Source organism: Flavobacterium sp. SOK18b (genome assembly GCF_014156605.1).
Taxonomy (GTDB): domain Bacteria; phylum Bacteroidota; class Bacteroidia; order Flavobacteriales; family Flavobacteriaceae; genus Flavobacterium; species Flavobacterium tiangeerense.
Genome location: NZ_QKNZ01000028.1, coordinates 1 through 18,470, shown reverse-complemented (window position 1 = coordinate 18,470; position 18,470 = coordinate 1). Strand labels below are relative to the sequence as shown.

General features: G+C 34.5%; 14 protein-coding genes and 1 tRNA gene. 4 read left to right on the top strand and 11 right to left on the bottom strand.

The window, feature by feature from the left end:
• Positions 1-43 precede the first annotated feature (43 nt).
• Positions 44-1,198, top strand: coding sequence for a beta-ketoacyl synthase N-terminal-like domain-containing protein (locus DNC80_RS06065; RefSeq protein ID WP_182650099.1), 1,155 nt, complete (start codon positions 44-46; stop codon positions 1,196-1,198).
• On the opposite strand, the gene DNC80_RS06060 is transcribed toward DNC80_RS06065, so the two are convergent.
• A complete protein-coding gene (locus DNC80_RS06060) occupies positions 1,184-1,654 on the bottom strand; it encodes a regulatory protein RecX (protein ID WP_182650097.1) in 471 nt (156 codons plus the stop codon). The two genes, DNC80_RS06065 and DNC80_RS06060, sit on opposite strands and share 15 nt — an antisense overlap.
• A gap of 470 nt (positions 1,655-2,124) precedes the next feature.
• On the opposite strand from DNC80_RS06060, the gene DNC80_RS06055 reads away from it, so the two are divergent.
• A complete protein-coding gene (locus DNC80_RS06055; protein WP_182650095.1) occupies positions 2,125-6,285 on the top strand; it encodes a hypothetical protein in 4,161 nt (1,386 codons plus the stop codon).
• A gap of 87 nt (positions 6,286-6,372) precedes the next feature.
• On the opposite strand, the gene bioB is transcribed toward DNC80_RS06055, so the two are convergent.
• The 3 genes from bioB to DNC80_RS06040 all read right to left on the bottom strand — a co-directional run bounded on the left by bioB (position 6,373) and on the right by DNC80_RS06040 (position 9,143).
• A complete protein-coding gene (bioB, locus tag DNC80_RS06050; protein ID WP_144893386.1) occupies positions 6,373-7,458 on the bottom strand; it encodes a biotin synthase BioB in 1,086 nt (361 codons plus the stop codon).
• A gap of 212 nt (positions 7,459-7,670) precedes the next feature.
• Positions 7,671-8,126 carry a hypothetical protein gene (locus tag DNC80_RS06045; RefSeq protein ID WP_144893384.1) on the bottom strand — a complete coding sequence of 152 codons (456 nt, stop codon included), beginning with the start codon at positions 8,124-8,126 and terminating at the stop codon, positions 7,671-7,673.
• 90 nt (positions 8,127-8,216) lie between these two features.
• Positions 8,217-9,143 (bottom strand): bifunctional riboflavin kinase/FAD synthetase, encoded by a 927-nt coding sequence (locus DNC80_RS06040; RefSeq protein WP_182650092.1) that lies wholly within the window; start codon positions 9,141-9,143, stop codon positions 8,217-8,219.
• 214 nt (positions 9,144-9,357) lie between these two features.
• Here DNC80_RS06040 and DNC80_RS06035 point away from each other — a divergent pair, with 214 nt between their 5' ends.
• On the top strand, positions 9,358-12,057 hold the full coding sequence (locus DNC80_RS06035; protein ID WP_182650090.1) for a reprolysin-like metallopeptidase: 2,700 nt from the start codon (positions 9,358-9,360) through the stop codon (positions 12,055-12,057).
• Positions 12,058-12,110: 53 nt separating this feature from the next.
• Here DNC80_RS06035 and pth read toward each other — a convergent pair whose 3' ends face one another.
• The 3 genes from pth to DNC80_RS06020 all read right to left on the bottom strand — a co-directional run bounded on the left by pth (position 12,111) and on the right by DNC80_RS06020 (position 14,680).
• Positions 12,111-12,737, bottom strand: coding sequence for an aminoacyl-tRNA hydrolase (gene pth / locus DNC80_RS06030; protein WP_144893380.1), 627 nt, complete (start codon positions 12,735-12,737; stop codon positions 12,111-12,113).
• 282 nt (positions 12,738-13,019) lie between these two features.
• Entirely contained in the window at positions 13,020-13,631 is a 612-nt protein-coding gene (locus DNC80_RS06025) for a 50S ribosomal protein L25/general stress protein Ctc (RefSeq protein ID WP_182650088.1), read from the bottom strand.
• 107 nt (positions 13,632-13,738) lie between these two features.
• Positions 13,739-14,680 carry a ribose-phosphate pyrophosphokinase gene (locus DNC80_RS06020; RefSeq protein ID WP_144893376.1) on the bottom strand — a complete coding sequence of 314 codons (942 nt, stop codon included), beginning with the start codon at positions 14,678-14,680 and terminating at the stop codon, positions 13,739-13,741.
• 288 nt (positions 14,681-14,968) lie between these two features.
• Here DNC80_RS06020 and DNC80_RS06015 point away from each other — a divergent pair.
• A tRNA-Leu gene (locus DNC80_RS06015) sits at positions 14,969-15,048 on the top strand.
• Between the two features lie 279 nt (positions 15,049-15,327).
• Here DNC80_RS06015 and DNC80_RS06010 read toward each other — a convergent pair.
• From DNC80_RS06010 to DNC80_RS05995, 4 genes are all read right to left on the bottom strand, one after another.
• Positions 15,328-15,522: a hypothetical protein gene (locus tag DNC80_RS06010; protein WP_182650086.1), complete on the bottom strand. Its 195-nt coding sequence runs from the start codon at positions 15,520-15,522 to the stop codon at positions 15,328-15,330.
• Positions 15,523-16,117: 595 nt separating this feature from the next.
• Positions 16,118-16,882 carry a phosphatase PAP2 family protein gene (locus DNC80_RS06005; protein WP_255493177.1) on the bottom strand — a complete coding sequence of 255 codons (765 nt, stop codon included), beginning with the start codon at positions 16,880-16,882 and terminating at the stop codon, positions 16,118-16,120.
• Between the two features lie 14 nt (positions 16,883-16,896).
• Positions 16,897-17,775, bottom strand: coding sequence for a diacylglycerol kinase family protein (locus tag DNC80_RS06000; protein ID WP_182650085.1), 879 nt, complete (start codon positions 17,773-17,775; stop codon positions 16,897-16,899).
• On the bottom strand, positions 17,775-18,470 hold a 696-nt coding region (locus tag DNC80_RS05995), incomplete at its 5' end, for an LTA synthase family protein (RefSeq protein ID WP_182650082.1). The genes DNC80_RS05995 and DNC80_RS06000, both read right to left, overlap by 1 nt.

The window sequence follows — 18,470 nt, the reverse complement described above, 5'->3', positions numbered from 1 at the left end:
TTGTATAAAACTTTGCGACCTTTGCAATCAAATCAATAGTACCTTGTCACAAATTATATCCATTACAGCTCTGTCGTCAGTTTCTCCATTAGGTAATAATCTTAAAATAGTATGGGAGAATTATCTAAAGGAACAACACTGTTTTGTAAATAAGGTAATTGATAAATCACCAGCTTTTGTAGCGCCTTTGGATAGCGTTTCGGCTGCTAAAGTGGAACAATTAAAACAGTCTGATCCAAAATATAAATTCCTTGACAATTCAGTTTTATATGCTATTGAAGCTTCCCGAGCCGCAATACAGCAAGCGGGCTGGGGTGAAAATGATGTATTCGGAATCAATATTGGTTCATCACGTGGTGCAACTGATTTGTTTGAAAAACATCATCAAGAATACTTAGAAACAGGAAAGGCACAAACACTAGCATCACCAACCACTACTTTGGGCAATATTTCTTCGTGGGTAGCACATGATTTACAAAGTACAGGACCTGAAATTTCGCATTCAATCACTTGCTCTACTGCTTTGCACGCTGTTTTAAATGGTGTAGCATGGCTGAGATCAGGAATGGTTGATAAATTTTTGGTTGGAGGTAGTGAAGCTCCATTGACTGATTTTACAATTGCCCAAATGAAAGCATTAAAGATTTATTCCAGATCTAATGAGTTGTACCCAAACCGCGCTTTAGATTTAGATAAAACACAAAACACCATGATTCTAGGCGAAGGTGCAGGAGTTTGTTGTCTGGAAATGGGTAAAAAAGAAAACGCATTAGCATACATTGAGGGAATTGGCTATGCCACTGAAATTTTAGAGCATAATATTTCCATTTCTGCTGAAGCTGTTTGCTTTCAAAAATCGATGGCAATGGCTTTAAAAGATACTACTTTGTCAGATGTTGATGTAATTGTCATGCATGCGCCAGGAACTATAAAAGGGGATTTGACAGAGTATAAAGCGATCCAAAAAGTCTTTGGCGAAAGCCTGCCATTATTAACTACTAATAAATGGAAAATCGGTCATACTTTTGGTGCATCAGGAATTCTAAGCATGGAGTTTGCCATATTAATGATGCAGCACAATACGTTTGTGGGAGTTCCTTTTGCGAAAGGGCAACAACAAAAAAGACCGATACAAAAAGTTTTAGTGAATGCAGTAGGTTTTGGTGGTAATGCGGTAAGTGTTTTATTGAGCCTCTAATTCTTTTACTTTTTCATAAATCAAGTTGCTTTCAAATCCTTTTCTTAGTAAATAATCACAAAATTTCTTTCTCTTTTTTTGAAGATTGGTTTCTTTGATGCTGTCCCAGTTTCTTATGGCTATTTTTTCAAAAGTATCTAAATATTCTTCATTTGATATTTCTCTTAGCGCGAGATTGATGTTGTATTGACCAATGTTTCGGAATTTGAGCTCATTTACAATTCTGTTTTTACCCCAAAATTTTATGCGATGCTTTCCTCTAGCAAAGCTACAGGCAAACCGACTCTCGTTCAAGAAATTATCCTGTATGAGTTTGACAATGATGGTGTCTATTTCATCAGAATCCATTTTCATTGTTCGCAGTTTTTGAACTACTTCGTCATGGCATCGTTCCTGATAAGCGCAATAATGCTCTATCTTTTTAATAGCTTCTTTTATAGAGAATACTTCTTTCATGATTGAGGTTAATTTGTAAACAAAAATGCAACAATAGTATCTAATAACCTAGCGGAACAGTTTTTGTAAAAAGTAACTTTATGTGATAACCTTACATAAAAAAAGATGTGATTAAGCTATAAATTGTTTAGAAACAGATTTTAATGGCAGCGATTCCATTCTAAATCCGATTGGTAAAATTATTCGTAAATAGGATTAAGTTTAAAACAATTTTCAAGTCATTTTAAGAGATATCGAGGAGCATTTTTTTGCATCAAATTTTAAATTTATTATTTAGATAACCTTAATTAAATGGCGGCTTTGATAAGGCATTACTAATGTTGAATTTAGAGCACTTCATCGTTAAAACAAGTAGTATATCGATTAATTTGTTTTTAATTTAAAACGTGATTGTATATTTCAAAAATTTAGATTTTATTAAATTCTGACCCCTAATATAAAATAAGATTAACCTCTCATAATAATACCACATGAATAAAAAATTACTTTTTTTAATAACAGGTTTAATGTGTTTTTTATCGAGTTATTCACAATGCGCGTATACAGGAACACCGCTTACATCTGTAGGGAGTATAAATACATTTTGTATTGATAATAATAATAATACAATAACAACTCCAAGCGTAAGAGCAGGTCAATTTGTGTTAGTAAACGTTGTGCAAGGTTTTAGATATCGTTTTTTGGTTGGAGATGTATTTACAACTGATAATGAAAATTTAACAATTCTTAATGCTGCAGATAATTCTAATGTAGGAGCAGTAGGATTTGCATCAGGAGCTAGTGGCGCTACAATAGCAGATTGGACTTCAACTATTTCTGGTCAAATTAAAGTGCTTTTATCAAGAGGAGCATGTGTTAATGATAATACAGCGGGTGGGGTGTTAACCTTACAGTTTTTAGGAGGAAGTAACACTTTTGACAGTCAGACTACTTTTGGGACTAATCAGTGGGTTGGTCATGTATACAACCATGTTGATGGTCCACCACCAGGCACTGAAAACTCTCCTACCTCGCCAGCTACAACAACACCGTTTACAGCAGCGAACTATGTTGGTTATTACAATGTTGTAACAGAGGCTTTTAGTGAAGATTTTATTGGAAACACAGCTTGTTTTCCGGTTTCAAGTAACGGAGCAATAAGGACTAATATTTACACAGAATTGTTTAGCGTTAGATATCGAATGAGGTCTACAAAACCAGCAGGTTGTTATATTTTGAATGTAAATGGGGATGATGGGGTGCGAGTTTATGTAGACGGAGTACTAGTTTTTAGTAAATGGAAGCAACAGGGAAATACATCTTATTGTAATAACTTAATAACCCTAAATGGAAATAGCGATATTATTCTAGATTACTACGAACATCAAGGAGGAAATGTTCTTGGTTTTAGTTTAACCCCTTTTGATGGATCAGGTAATGCTATAACAAGCCCGTCAAATGTTAGTGTTTGTTCAAACACTACTGCTAACATTGTAGCTACAGATTTTAGTACTTGTTCAGTAGGTGCTAATGGGGGCACAACAGCGGTATATCAATGGCAATCTTCTGCAGATGGTGCTACTTTTACAAATATTTCAGGTGCTAACGCAAGAAATTACACAGCTCCAGCTGTATCCGTTGCTCCTGGGAATCCAAATAATGTTCGGTATTTTAGGAGGGTATTTAGGCCATCTACCTTAGTTGCTGGATGTGAGTTTTTTTCAAATGTAGTTACAGTAACTACAAGTGGAGATAGGCCTAATGGACCAGGTGCTATTTCAGGTAGTTTATCACAATGTCAGACTACTTCTTCAATTTATAGTATTGCAGCAGTCACAAATGCTACATCTTATACATGGAGTACTACGGCTACCGGCTGGACAATAACTCCAGCAGCTAATGGATTGTCGGTTTCAATTGCTTTTGGGCCAACAGCCACATCAGGAAATCTTATAGTTTTTGCCTCTAATGGATGTGCGCAAAGTTATAGCAGTTCATCTGTCAATATACAGGTGGGAAGTTTGCCTGCAAGTGCTACAATATCTGGAACTACAGCAGTATGTGTTGGTGCACCTGCTCCAGCAATAACAATAACCAATCCACAAACCTATGGAGTTAATGTCACCTACAATATTAATGGTGGTACGAATAATGTAGTTTATGTAGGTCCAAGTTCCTCAATAAATTATATAACAGCATCAACAGCATCAACGGGTGTATTTGTTTATAATTTAGTCAGTGTTGCAAATGGTGTGGGTTTTTCAAATTGCTCAACTAACTTAACTGGGAGTGCAACTGTAACAGTAGGAGCAGTAACTGGCAATCAGGTGTCGTATGGTAATAATTCTTGGATAGGGTATGTTTATCCAGGTACAAATCCACAAAACAGTAATTTTAGTACAAATTATGTGGGTAGTATTTCTCAGACTGAAACATTTGACTTAAATCTTGATAATGCTCCTATTTCTGGGACAGGTATCTGTGGTTCTTATGCTGACAATTATGCTGTCCGTTTTAAAATGAATAGGAATTTACAAGCTGGTTGTTACACTTTTACAGTGGGTGCTGATGATGGGTATCGTTTGAGTTTAGATGGAGGTACAACATGGGTTATACAAGACTGGACTACTCATGCATACGGGGAGAAAACATACGATGCTTACCTAAGTGGAAACACCAACTTTGTTTTAGAGTATTTTGAAGCTGCGGGTCAGGCAAGAGTGCGATTTGCGTCATCTTTTGTATCTCTTGAAAGACCTACTGTAGGAACAAGAGTTCAGCCAAATTGTAACACTCCTACAGGAAGTGTTCAATTAACTGGTTTGCCTTCTGGTTCTTGGACGTTGATAAGAAGTGGTTCCTCAAGCCTGTCAATTGGCGGTACAGGTTCAGAAACTACAATATCCGGTTTAGCACCAGGCACCTATCAATTTGCTGTTAAAAGTGGGAGTTGTACCTCATCTCCTACCGGAAATGTGGTTATTGATCCCGTAACTACTACTACATATACAGGATCTACATGGTCAGTATCACCTACAATTGATATGATAGGTGTTGTCAACTCAAATACGCCAATAACGGCTAATGTTCAGCTTTGTAACTGTACTGTTAACACGGGTATAAATGCAGTTGTGTCAACAGGAGTTAGTTTAATACTTCAGGACAAACTTACCGTTAATGGTACACTAACCTTTCAAAATAACGCTAGTTTAATACAAATAAATGATGTTGCTAATATTGGTAACATAACCTATATAAGAGAGACAACACCGATAAAAAGATTTGATTATACGTATTGGTCATCTCCAGTTCTAGGCCAGAAGTTAATTGATGTTTCACCTAATACTGACCCGGGTAGTTACTATTCATTTGATCCTTCTACGGATAATTATTTTTCTGAAAATCCGCAAAATCAAATGAAAAGGGGAGTGGGTTACATCATTAGAGCTCCAGAGGGCACAGCAATGCCTCCTACACCGCTTGGTTCATTTATAGCATCTTTTATTGGCGTTCCTGATAACGGACCCATATCAGTTAGTGCTGTTGTACCTAATAAACCTTATTTGATAGGCAATCCTTACCCATCAGCGATTGATGCAGATGCGTTCTTAGCAGCAAATTCTAAAGCGCTTTTTGGAACCTTATATTTTTGGACACATAATACTGCTCGTGGCGAGAATGTAAGTAACCCAGGAACAGGTTTTTATGCCTATTCAGCAGATGATTACGCTACTTACAATACCACAGGAGGAGTTGCTGTTGCAAAGAGTGATCCGAATAAAGCAGTAACAAACCCTTATAGGCCAACAGGGAAAATTGCCGCAGGACAGTCTTTTTTTGCTGGTACTCTAGAAAACATGACTAGTTCGACAATTGTTTTTAACAATAGGATGCGCTTAGGTGCCCTCAACGCAATCTTAGATAATAGTCAGTTTTTTAAAATTGCTTCAAAGAAGTCAAATACTGCTTCAAGTTTTGAAAAACACCGTTTATGGTTGAATCTAACCAATACACAAGGTGCTTTCAAGCAAATGCTTGTGGGTTATATTACAGATGCTACAAATAGTTATGATACCACATATGATGGTGTAAGTTATAATGGGAATAGATTTGTAGATTTTTACAGTGTTAATGACAACAAAAAATTAACGATACAAGGAAGAGCTTTGCCTTTTGAGGAAAATGACGAAATTCCGTTAGGGTATAGCTCAACAATTGAGGGCACTTTTTCAATAAGTATAGATCAAGTTGATGGGTTATTGGCTTCTAGAAAAATTTATCTTGAAGATAAAATTAAAAACACAACGCATAATTTAAATCAAGGGCCTTACACTTTTGAAACCGCTAAAGGTGTTTTTAACGAAAGATTTGTATTGCGTTACACTGATAAAACGCTAGGTGTTGATGATGTTGATGTTAAGTCAAATCAAGTTCTTGTTTCAGTAAAGAATAAGGTAATCAAAGTAGACTCGGGAATAGAGTCTATTGATAAGATTTATGTGTACACTGTATCAGGAACTGCTATCTATGAAAAACAAAAAGTAGATGCCTTGACGTTTTCTATATCAAGTTTGCCTGTAGCTCAGCAAGTGTTGATTGTAAAAACAGTTTTACAAAACGGAAATGTAATCACTAATAAAATTGTCTACTAAAAAAATACACATTGAATATTTCATATAAAAAAACTCCATTTCTTAAGAAATGGAGTTTTTTTATGGGTAAAAATAATATGTAACTTGTTACTTTTCTTTTCCAGAAGCTTCAAGGTTTCTTTCTATAGTGTGTCCTGGTCTTGACCATTTAGGTTTTTCTCCAAGAGGTGCATATTGAGAGTCTTCGGCCTCTACTGTTTGAGGTTGTGAAACTTTCGTAAATGGTTTTTGAGGATTTAAACCTAACATTTCAAACATTTTCATATCCTCATTTACATCAGGATTAGGTGTTGTTAATAATTTGTCACCTGCAAAAATAGAATTGGCACCCGCAAAAAAGCACATGGCTTGACCTTCACGGCTCATATTCATTCTACCTGCTGATAGTCGTACTTGAGTTTCTGGCATAATGATTCTGGTAGTGGCTACCATTCGTATCATTTCCCAAATTTCAACTGGTTTTTCTTCCTCCATCGGAGTTCCTTCAACTGCTACTAGCGCATTTATTGGCACCGATTCTGGTTGAGGATTTAATGTAGAAAGCGCGACAAGCATACCAGCTCTGTCTTCAATGCTTTCTCCCATTCCTATAATACCACCGCTACACACTGTAACGTTAGTTTTACGAACGTTTTCAATGGTTTGTATGCGGTCTTCAAAACCACGTGTAGATATTACTTCTTTATAATATTCTTCACTAGTGTCAAGATTGTGATTGTAGGCGTATAATCCTGCTTCAGCAAGGCGTTGGGCTTGATTTTCAGTGATCATACCAAGGGTACAACAAACTTCCATGTCAAGTTTGTTAATTGTACGAACCATTTCAAGAACTTGGTCAAATTCAGGTCCGTCTTTTACATTTCTCCAAGCAGCTCCCATACAAACTCTTGATGAACCACTAGATTTTGCACGTAATGCTTGTGCTTTTACTTGGCTTACAGACATTAAGTCGTTGCCTTCAATCTCAGTGTGGTAGCGGGCTGCTTGTGGGCAATAACCACAATCTTCTGGGCATCCACCAGTTTTTATAGATAATAGTGTAGATACTTGAACTACATTTGGGTCATGATGTTCTCTGTGAATAGTGGCTGCTTCATAAAGCAAATCCATCAAGGGTTTGTTATATATTGCGATTATTTCGTCTTTTGTCCAATTGTGTCTTTTAATGCTCATCGATACATATTTTTGATGCATCAAAAGTAGTTAAATTGTTCTAAAGTAACAATGCTTACCTTTCGAAAAGAGAAAAGCAATTCGTTGACTCAAAATTTGTTTGAAGTTGTTTACAATAAACGTAAAAACATACTAATTTACCTCTCAATTCAGTACTTTGCTGGATTTAAAAAGTTAATCATTACTGTTCCTTTACTTATAAAGAATGTTTTTTATGATTTTGCTCCATGTTTATCGCTGGAGTATCGGGTATCCCAGTACAATAACAGCATAAATGTTACTATGACAGCTGAGCTGATTCCTTCAAATAAAAGTGAAATGGAATACGTCATAACGGTAGGTTCTCCACCAAATAGAAATGTTTTTGATAGTGATCCAATATAGGCTTCTCCCCCTTTTGCATAGCTGTATACAATAAGTGCTGCAATGCTAAGAATAACCCCTGTGAATGCAGTTCCAAAGGCAGATGCAGCATTAGAAACCAAAACTATGTTTCCTTCAGCGTAATTTTCTTTTAAAGTTTTATTGGTGCCATAAAAAATAAAAAGGACATTAAAAACTCTCAATATAGGGTTGTCTGCTAATCCTAGTAGCTCCATCACTAAAAAATAAAGGCCTATTCCTAAAATAATAATCAATCCGTTTAATAATTCTTTTGGAAGTTTCATATTGCAAATTTTTAAATTAATATATCATGTTGATAAACAAAGTGTAACACTCAAATTTAATTAAAAAATGTCAATAAATATGTTAACCTATTATTTTTTAAAATAATTTTTTGCAACTATTTTATCTTTTTGCAATTGTTCTTGTAGTAATTGTATGGAACTAAACTTTTCTTCGTCTCGAACTCGATGTAAAATTGAAATTTTTAATTCTTGATCGTATAAATCAGCCTGAAAGTCTAAAAAATGAATTTCTATTGACTGTTCTTGGCCGCCTACAGTAGGGTTTGTGCCTATGTTCATCATGCCATTTATAATTTGAGAATTGATACTTGCTTGTACAAGATATACTCCGTTTTGTGGTATCAGCTTATAGTTCTCTTCTATTTTGATATTAGCGGTAGGAAAACCTATAGTGCGTCCTAGTTGTTTTCCTTGTACGACAGTCCCCGTAATAAAATAGGAATAGCCAAGATAGTCGTTGGCAAGTTGTATCTTCCCATTAAGAATTGCGTTGCGAATTTTTGTTGAACTTACTGAAATTTCATTGAGTTCTTGTACAGATATTTGAGCTACGTCAAAACCATATTCTTTTCCAAAATCTATTAAATCATCAATATTAGCGGTCCTGTTTCTCCCAAAACGATGGTCATGTCCAATGATAATTTTTTTAATATGAAATTTTTCTACCAGTACTGTTTTTACAAATTCCTCGGCGGTTAATTGTGAAAATGCTTCGTCAAATGGGTGAATGACTAGGTTTTCTATCCCAATTTCTTCCAGTAATTCTTGTTTTTCCTGAATCGTATTGAGTAGTTTAATGTTGGAGTCTTCTTGTAAAACCATTCTTGGATGGGGAAAGAAAGTAAGAACAACACTTTCATACTCTTCATTAGGCGTATTTTGCGTGAGCTTTTGCAGGATTTTTTTATGACCTATGTGTACACCGTCAAACGTGCCAAGTGTTAGAATTGTTTTTTTGGTAATCAGGAAGTCGTTTATAGAATGAAAAATCTTCAAAGCAAGTGTTTTATAATCGTGCAAATTTAAGGTATCTTATTTAAAAGAAGCGGTATGACTAATTGAATTATATATAATTTTTTATTAAAATATAAAAAATGGGATTTATAACAGTAAACGGCTTAATTTTCTATTATTTTACTTAAATTATTAAATATTTTGAAGCAACCATTACCATAAATGCTTTAATTTTGAAGCTTAAAATCACGATATTATGAAAAAAATTATACTATTTTTTATAATTATTTTTTCCAATACTGCAATCTATGCACAAGATGGCTCTTTTTGGAAAAGAATTGTTCAAGAGAAAGTTACATCTTATGATAGAATTAATGATAAACCGTTTGCTGAAAAGCAGTTGTTGTTTAATTTAAACGAAGTTGCAATAAAAAAATCTTTAGAAACACTTCAGAATAAGACTTCAAAACAGAGCAGAATTGAAATTACGATACCCAACATGAAAGGTGAGTTAGAAAAATTTTGGGTTTGGGAATCTTCTAATTTTGAACCCGAATTGCAAGCACAGAATCCAGATATAAGAGCTTACAACGGAATTGGGATTACTGATCGAAAAGCTTCGTTGTATTTTAGTTTGTCACCAAAAGGTATTCAAACTATGATTCTTAGAGGGGAAAGCGGCTCTGAATTTATAGAGCCTTATTCGAAAGATCATACTGTTTATGTTCTATTTGATTCTAAAAGTAGAGTTCGCGGAAGTTTGCCTTTCACTTGCAAAACAGAAGATGTAGCTTTGAATAAAGAACTTTTAAACAAAACAGGTAAAATAGCTGCAAATAATAAAGTTTTCAAAACGTTTAGATTAGCGTTGTCTTGTACTGGCGAGTATACCGCATTTCATGGAGGGACTGTTGCAAATGCTTTGGATGCCATGAATGCTACCATGACAAGGGTTAATGGTATTTTCAATAAAGATTTAGCCATAAAACTGAGTATTATTGCCAATAACAATCTTATAATTTACACGGATGCCGCTACAGATCCGTATTCAGCTTCCACAGAAGGAGCAGCGGGTACATGGAACTTGGAATTGCAAGAAAATTTAACCGCTACAATAACAAATGCTGGTTATGATATAGGTCATTTGTTTGGGGCAAATGGTGGTGGAGGAAATGCTGGTTGTATAGGTTGTGTGTGTGTAAATCCTAATAATGTTGTTCCTGAGGGAAAAGGAAGTGCTTTTACTTCGCCAAGTGATGGTATACCTCAAGGAGATACTTTTGATATTGATTTTGTAGCCCATGAAATGGGACATCAATTAGGAGCAAACCATACGTTTTCTTTCGATATTGAGGATACTGGTGTTAATGTGGAGCCAGGAAGTGGTTCTACCATTATGGGGTATGCAGGAATTACATCGGGTTATAATGTCCAAAATAATTCAGATGATTATTTTGCTTATGCAAGCATAAAGCAAATACAAGATAATTTATCGTCTAAAACCTGTCCTGTAAGTACCCTTCTTACTAATAGTCCACCAACAATCAATGCAGGTATAGATTACACTATTCCTAAAGGGACAGCATTTATCTTAAAAGGTTCTGGTTCTGATTTGAATGGTGATGTGATTACTTATTGTTGGGAGCAAAATGATACGGCTATAAATACAGTAGACCCTGCGGTAAACGAAGATGGTAATTTCAGTTTTGCATCACCTACAAAACGCTTTGGGCCAAACTTTAGATCTTTTTATCCAAGTAGTTCACCGGTTCGATACATGCCTGCTTTAAGTTCGGTTTTGGCTAATGAATTAACAACGACTTGGGAATCCGTTTCTACAATTGAAAGAGCCTTAGCTTTTACTTTAACGGGAAGGGATAATGCAGCTCTTGGGACAGCACAAACAAATACAGATATGATGATGGTAAACGTAAGTGGAGCAGCTGGTCCATTTGAAGTGACATCACAAAATACTGAAAATTCAAGTTGGTTGCAGGGATCAACGCAAACAATTACATGGAACGTAAATAATTCTAATACTTTAACCGGTTCTGCGAATGTGAATATCAAACTTTCAACGGATGGTGGATTAAATTTCAATACCGTTTTGGCTGCAAATACTCCGAATGACGGCTCGCAAACAATTATGGTTCCAAATGTAACGGCTAGAGATTGCAGAATCTTAATTGAGCCTACGGCAAATATTTATTATGCAGTAAACAGTACATCTTTTGCAATTGGGTATTCTGTTGTTTCATCTTGTAATACGTATGCTTTTGCTACACCGTTTTCCATACCGGAATCTGCAACATATCGTTCTGTAACAACGGCCGTTCCAGCTACAACTGAAGTGATTTCTGACGTGAATTTAGCTATTGCTTTTACTCATACTTATTTGAGTGATGTGCAAATAGAAGTGCTAAATCCACAAGGGACTGTTGTGAAATTATTTGAAAGAAGTTGTGGGTCAACAAGCAATAGTTTGATATTGAGCTATGATGATTTGGGAGTTGCTCTTGATTGTTCAGTAAAAACAGCCCAAACCGTAGCGCCATTTGAATTATTGTCTAAATTTAATGGGCTGAGTCCGCAAGGAAATTGGACGTTGCGTGTACGTGATTTAGATTCCGGTGACTTTGGTACAATAGATTCAGCATCAATAACAATTTGCACAAAAACATACACCTTAGCAACACCGGATTTTGAACTCAATGATTTTGTTGTTTTTCCTAATCCAAATAAAGGGAATTTTAATATTCAATTCACCACCAAATCCGATGCAGAAGTAAAGGTGATGGTTTATGATTTATTAGGAAGAAAGCTTTTTGAAAATGACTTTAAAAGCAAGTCAAATTTTAATGAAAATATACAATTGAAAAATCTTTATCCAGGAGTTTATATGTTAACAGTTATTGACGGAGATCGAAAACAAGTCAGAAAGATTGTAATTGAATAAGTAAAATAGAATTACTAAAAAAGGGAAGTGTTTTTACAAACATTTCCCTTTTTTTATTTTCCGTTAAAGGAAGTCATGGTGTTTTCTAATCCTGCAGTACCAAAAGATTTTATAATCTCTGATCCTATTTCTAATCGTTCCGGAAGTGCAGTTTTTTCAGTATCGTCCCAGTCACCAAGGACATAATCAACTTGTTTTCCTTTTTTGAATTCATCGCTTATGCCAAAACGGAATCTTGCGTAGTTTTGTGTGTTTAGCACCAAGTTAATATTCTTAAGTCCATTGTGTCCACCGTCACTTCCTTTTTGTCTAATGCGAATGGCTCCAAACGGCAGATTTAAATCATCTGTAATGACTAGAATGTTTTCAAGCGGAATATTCTCCTTTTCCATCCAATATTGAACCGCTTTCCCGCTTAAATTCATATAAGTGTTGGGTTTCAAAAGTAAAAAGGTTCTTCCTTTAAATTTGTATTCAGCTAGTGCGCCAAGTTTTACGGTTTCGAAAGAAACTCCTTCTTTGCGGGCTAGAAAATCTACGATTTTAAACCCGATGTTATGTCTTGTGTTTACGTACTCAGCCCCGATGTTGCCTAGTCCGACTATTAAAAATTTCTTCATGATGGTGCTACTGTGCTCTGATTTTGTGGTTGCGAATAGGTTTGAAATCCATTTTATCATGGTACAAAAGTAAGCTTAATTCAATAAAATGACTATGCTGTAGCTAATATTTTAAGGGTTTATGTGGCTCATGTCTAAGATGCAAAAAATAGTGTGTAATAGCCCCGATTGTAGTGAAAATCCTTTTTGTACGCTTCTTTTGCGTACAAAAAGATTGCAACGGAAAGCGGGACAAAATAGGTGTAGGAGTATTTTAGCTGCTTCTTATATATAAAAAAAATAAAGGCAAAAAAAAGCGCCAGTTGTGTAACTGACGCTTTCTTGAATTTTGATTGAAAAAAATTATTTTTTCTTTCCTTTTGCAGGAGCTTTTGCTGCTTTTGCTGCTTCTTGAGCTGCTTTCATAGCTGCACGAGAAATCTTCACTTGACAAATAACAGTGTTGTCTGGGTGCATGATTTTGAAGTTTTCAGCTGGTACTTTAGTAACATATAATTTGTTACCCATATCAAGTGGAGTAATATCAGCTTCAACAAAATCAGGAAGATTTTTAGGAAGCGCTCTTACTTTTAATTTACGGTTGTTCATACGTAAATCACCACCTGCCATAACACCTTTAGATTTTCCAACAATTTTTACAGGAACTTCAATAGTAATTTCTTTGTCTTCAAAGATTTGAAAGAAGTCAATGTGTAAAATTTTGTCAGATACTGGGTGTACTTGAATGTCTTGAAGTACAGCGTTGTATGATTTTCCGTTACCAAGATCGATCTCAACTGTGTGAGCGTTTGGAGTGTAAATCAAGTTTTTGAAAGCCATAACTTCTGCTGAGAAATGAACTGCTTGATTTCCTCCGTATAATACGCAAGGAACCAATCCAGCATTACGTAAGGCTTTAGTAGCTACTTTGCCCACGCTTTCTCTTTCTGATCCTTTAATTGTAATCGATTTCATTGTAAAAAAAATATAGTTATTAAATAATATTATTATTTATTTGGCGTCAAGCTTTTGGCTTTCAGCACTCGTTATAATATATGGCATTTGACTCAGCGCCTAGTGCATTACATTATAAATTTTCCGCTTATTGAGTTGTTGTGGTGAACCATGTGCATTACCTCAGCAAATAGAGGTGCACAACTCAATACGCGTATTTTGCTTGATGTTTTCTTTAACGGAATTGAATCTGTTACGATCAACTCACTTAATTTTGAGTTTTCTATTTTTTCATAAGCATCGCCTGATAATATAGCGTGCGTACAAATAGCTCTTACACTCAAAGCTCCTTTTTCAATCATCAAATCTGCGGCTTTCGCCAATGTTCCTCCGGTGTCAATCATGTCATCTACCAAAATCACATTACGACCTTTAACCTCACCAATTAATTCCATGGTATCGATTACGTTTGCAACTTTACGCTGCTTGTAACAAATAACCACATCTGATTCTAAAAATTTAGAATACGCATAAGCTCTTTTTGAACCTCCCATATCAGGTGAAGCAATCGTTAAATTGTCCAGTCCTAAGCTTTTTACGTATGGTAAAAAGATAGTTGAGGCAAAAAGGTGATCTACAGGTTTTTCAAAGAAACCCTGAATTTGATCTGCGTGCAAATCCATGGTCATTACTCTTGTTGCGCCTGCAGCATCTAGTAAGTTTGCTACAAGTTTAGCTCCTATCGGAACTCTTGGCTTGTCTTTTCTATCTTGTCTTGCCCATCCAAAATAAGGAATCACAGCTGTTATATGTCTAGCTGATGCACGCTTTGCAGCGTCAATCATTAACAGTAATTCCATCAAGTTATCAGCAGTAGGAAATGTTGAGCATACTATGAATACGCGCAATCCTCTTATAGATTCCTCATAAGAAGGCTGAAATTCCCCGTCACTATATTTTGATGTAGTGATTTTACCTAGTGGTATCCCGTATTCTTTTGCAATTTTTTCAGCAAGATAAACACTTTGTGAACAAGCAAAAATTTTAGCTTCTGGCTCTAGGTGTGACATTATTGTGTGTTGTTTTTATCTTTGGTTGCAAGATAGTTTTGACTTAAGCGGTTGCTTAAACTCAAAACAAATCTATTTGCCTAAGATGTAGTTAGTTGTGTGTTTCGTTTTTTAACGAGGTGCAAATTTATAAAATATATTTAACACTGAAAGGAAAAAATTAAGTATTTTTAGTTGAACATTTAATTAATTTTTTTACATTTGCACCGTGTTAAAGGAAAAGATAGTTAGATACCACTAAATATCTCTTTATTGCGTGAAGCGACTGTTGTCGTTTCTGTCTGCTAAGCCCGGATGGCGGAATTGGTAGACGCGCTGGTCTCAAACACCTGTGGGAAACCGTGCCGGTTCGACTCCGGCTCCGGGTACTTAAAAGCCTCTTAATCGATTGATTAAGAGGCTTTTTGATTTTTAAGGGTGGCTAAAAGGGTGGCCAGATTTTTCTCAAAGTTTATCAACTTTATTTATATGTTCTTTTTGTTTTATTCAATATTCATTTTTTAAAAATTGATTTAAATGGATTTAAAAAGTGAGAAATCGTCATAAGTGAACGTTTTACTTTCTAATTCAGGCGTAATTCCTAGCTCCTGACCTCTTCTAATGGTCCTACTTATTTCACTAATAAGATGTAATTTTGTCTTTGCTCTTTAGCAAATTACATGCATCAACTTATTTGAAGTATCTGTTACATTTCCTGAATATATTTCATTCCAATGAGGAATATACCTAGATAATAAACCATAAACTTCGATGGTTACTAATACTTCCACTTTAATTCCAAAACAGTTGTCAATGATTGCACCAGTATCTCTCTGTAAATACTTTAAAGGCTGCAATATCATTTGGAATATTAATTCGGGATCATTTAATCGTTCTTCGATATTTAAAAAAAATAATTCTTTGTTTTCAACTTATTCGGGAAACCTACTGCAATCTATTTCAACGGCTTCTAAAAATTGGGAAAAACAATCAATTAAATAATCAATTCCTTCTGATTATACTGATTTGATTTAGTTAATAAGTCTTAATAGATTTCTTGGCTAAATATTTCTCTTAAAATTGAGTACTTGTATGATTTCTAAAAAGGTTAATTAGTTCAGAAGCCCATCGATATCTTGTTGCGTGTATTTTAGTATTGGGCTGTGTTAGAAATAAACGAGAGAGTTTATACTATATCTTTTCTTAATTCTTAGATTTTGGTGGAAGTCCTGAGTCATCAAAATGGACATGTGGTTAAAAGGCTCTTTGTTTGTCGGATATACAATTTATTAGCCACCATTATTGAACAAGGACTTAAATCTTATCCTCTGGAATAACTTAATCAAAATAATACCAAATCAATATCTGCCAACAAGCTGTCTAACTTCATAAAAGACGAACAGTTTAATCAAAATCTTTCTAATAGGTCTTGATGATTTTGCCAACAAAAAATTAAGGTTAAAAAGACCTGATAAAGCCTATACCCAATTGTTTGCCGTTGTAAAAAGGTGCAATAGCTGATATACTATTTTTTTCTTTGGATTTGAAAATCTTTTCCTGTATCCATGGATTGATCCAATAAGCAATTTTTGTACTTAAAATTCCAATTCCCGCACCAGCAAGAACATCAGTTAACCAATGCCTGTCATTATAAATTCTAAAAGCTCCGGTTCCTGTTGCTATAATATATCCCGATATCCCGTACAAAATTGAAACATCTTTGTATTCTTGCCAAAGGAATTCTGCTCCTGCAAATGCTGTAGCTGTATGTCCGGATGGGAAAGAGTTGAATGCGGAACCGTCAGGGCGTTCTACTTTTGTAATTGATTTTAAACTTAGTACAGAAGCTGACATAATTATGTAGGAAGTACCTAATATAATCGTTCTATCTTTAAAATTATGCTTTCCTTTCACACCAAATGCGTTTAAACCATAAACTGAAGTTGCTGGGAGATATTGTGTAAAATCATCAATGGTAATTTTGCGGTCAATATTTTCATTTACCTCTTCTTTTATTTGTGTGTTAAAGAGTTTTAACTGATCACTTTCAATACCAACTATTCCATAAGCAATTAAAAGAGATGGAATAATTACTTTTTTGTAGTTTAAACTTAATTGCTGGTTGGTCATTGGAGTTTTAATACTATCTGTATCAATTTTTTGAGCATTAATGATATTCGTTAAAAAAACAAAAACGCAGGCTATTTTCATTAAATTATTCATATTGAAATTAAATTTTAAACTATTATTTCTAATCCACTTTTTATTATCATAACTTCTATTTTATTAGTTTTAAAATTGTGGAATTCTCCATCAATTTGAATGTCTAAAAAGATTTTATCTGGCATTTCAATACTTATCCTTTCTATTAATTTGTGTTGCGCTTTTTTGAATTTTTCAATTTTATTTGATACAACACGCATGCCTAAAATTAGTTTATCAATAAAATTTAGCTTAGAAACTATAACTAGATCTAACTGACCATCATTTAAATTCGCTTTTGGTGTTAGACTCATTCCATAACCCATTTCATTTGAATTGGAAATAAAAAGCATGAAAGCCTTTGTATTTATAATTTGATTATTAAAAGAAATTATCGTTTGCATCGGTTTAAACTGAATGCTTGAGGCTATTGACGCCCGAATATAAGACATCAAAGTTCTCTTACTGTAACTCTTATGTTTTTTTATAATCAGTGCATCAATACCAACTCCCACGTTGCTAAAAAAATAATGGTCATTTACTTTACCAACATCAATGAACTGTGTTTTCCCCTTGCGTATAATTTCTGTTGCTTTCTCTAATGCTTTTGGTATACTTAGATTAGAAGCTAAACCATTTCCAGAACCAACAGGAATAATTCCTAATTTTATTTTGGTATTAATTAAACATGATGCTACTTCATTTATGGTTCCATCACCTCCACATGCAACGATACAGTCAGGATTATTAACAATTGCATTTTGAGTAAGTGTAATTGCGTGTGTTTTATAGTTTGAATACTCTACTTCAATCTTATAAATGTCCTTTGGAAAATACTTTTCTAATTCGGTTTTACCAATATTATGTTTTCCACTACCTGATATTGGATTGACAATAAAATGAATGTACTTCATTATTTAAGCAATTTGTTGGTAAATAAATAATCGGCAGTTTGATACCAAGATATTGTTTCGTCAAGAAATGTCTTGTTCATTTGTAATGGTTTCAAACTATTATCTACTTTATTCCATTTATAGAATGCTTGTTTTTTCTGGTCGGATAAAATCATTACCTGGTCTTTTTTCATTAGGACTAATTTTCTGTAGGTTCCTAACAAAGCTCTTTCTTCAAAGTTTGATTGTAAAACATCTTTTCCAAAGAAATCACTTTGATAACTCCAATTCATCAATGTGAAAAATGTTGGAAAAACATCTATTTGAGAACATAGCTTATTCACTTTTTGGTTACTATCTTCGGGAAAATTTACTATAAACGCCGGAATATGATAATTGGCAACATCTATTTCATCTTTACCTGCACTACTAGCGCAATGGTCAGCAATAATTATAAAAACAGTATTCTTGAACCAAGGTTTGTTTTTGGCTTTTTCAAACATTTTCTTGATGGCATAATCAGTATATTTTACTGCACCTTCACGACCAGTTCCTGATGGAATATCAATCGCATTATCGGGATAAGTATAGGGTCTGTGGTTGGAAGTTGTCATTACAAAATTGAAAAATGGTTTGTTGTTTTTGTAATGTTCATCAGCCACTTTTAGCATTTTAGAGTAAATGTCATCATCGCAAATTCCCCAAGCATTTTCAAA